This is a genomic window from Cupriavidus sp. 05N39 (genome assembly GCF_056397325.1).
The window spans coordinates 1-1,408 of sequence record NZ_JBFTNE010000241.1; the positions used below are offsets into that span (position 1 = coordinate 1).

Sequence of the window (1,408 nt, forward strand, 5' to 3'; positions counted from 1 at the left end):
GCTTGCTTGTGCGTGTGTGTGCTTCACACTGTCAGCATGCTGAGTAATTTCAATCAGTGTACTGAGCAGAATTTGGGAGTGTTATGGGGGTTAACCCTTTTGACTCCGGCTAGACATTCCACAACCTCGTTGCTATATTAAAAATGCTCAGCATACTGAGTAATTAAGCAGACAAGCCTTCGCAAGGGCAACGGCACGCGCCTTCCCGCCCCCGTCTCAAGGCCTGCATCGAAGCACGCCCCCACCACATCAGGAGTCGCCACAGCATGACGAGAATACGGAAGATTGCCCTGGAGGAACACTTCATGGCCCCCGGTTTCCAGGCCTATTCGAAGGGATATCTCCAGCATATCGATGCGGTGGTGATGGCCGACCTCGCGAAGCGCCTCGCCGATTTCGACGACATCCGCATCGGCGAGATGGACCGTGCCGGCATCGATTTCACCGTGCTGTCGCAGACCGGTCCCGGCGTGCAGGGCGAAACGGACCGCGCCGCCGCCATCGGCCGCGCCCGCGAGAACAACGATTTCCTGGCCGCGCAAGTGGCGCGCCATCCCACCCGCTTCGCTGGCTTTGCCGCGCTGCCGATGCACGATCCCGTGACAGCGGCGGATGAACTTGAGCGCACCGTGAAGCAGCTCGGCTTCAAGGGGTCGCTGGTCAACGGGCACACCCAGGGCAAGTACTATGACGACCCCGCATACGACGCGTTCTGGGAGCGCATGCAGGAGCTGGACGTGCCGATGTACCTGCATCCGACCGACGCCTATGCGATGCCGCATGTGTACGCCGGGCATCCCGAGATCAGCGGCGCGGCCTGGGGCTGGGGCGTGGAAACGGCCAGCCATGCGCTGCGCCTGCTGTTCAGCGGCGTGTTCGACCGCTTCCCCCGGCTCAAGATCATCCTCGGCCATATGGGCGAAGGGCTGCCGTTCCAGCGCTGGCGTTTCGACAGCCGTTTCGCTGTGTACTCGCACGGTATCAGGCTGGCGAAGAAGCCTTCCGAATACATCGGCAGCAATATCGTGATCACCACCTCCGGCGTGTGCTCGCCCGCCGCGCTGAACGGCGCCATTGCCGAGATGGGCGCCGAGGCGGTGCTGTTCTCGGTCGACTATCCCTACGAATCCACCGCCATCGCCGCGGACTTTATCGAGCAGGCACCGATGGACGACGCGACCCGAAGCCTCGTCTGCCACGGCAACGCCGAACGCATTCTCAAGCTTTGAACCCCGAAATAACGGAGCGCCCCGTGCAAAAGACTTTCCGTATCGGCCAGATCGTGCCGAGCTCGAACACCACCATGGAAACCGAAATCCCCGCGATGCTGCTGGCGCGCCAGCAGGTGCGGCCCGAGCGGTTCACCTTCCACTCCAGCCGCATGCGCATGAAGAAGGTGGTCAAGGAG

General features: G+C 61.9%; 1 protein-coding gene and 1 pseudogene. Both read left to right on the forward strand.

What is annotated here, in order from left to right; translation table 11 throughout:
• The first annotated feature begins 266 nt into the window (after positions 1 to 266).
• Positions 267 to 1,229 carry an amidohydrolase family protein gene (locus AC1DN0_RS41020; RefSeq protein ID WP_441636506.1) on the forward strand — a complete coding sequence of 321 codons (963 nt, stop codon included), beginning with the start codon at positions 267 to 269 and terminating at the stop codon, positions 1,227 to 1,229.
• 23 nt (positions 1,230 to 1,252) lie between these two features.
• Positions 1,253 to 1,408 (forward strand): annotated as a pseudogene (locus AC1DN0_RS41025) (Asp/Glu racemase); the annotation flags it as partial.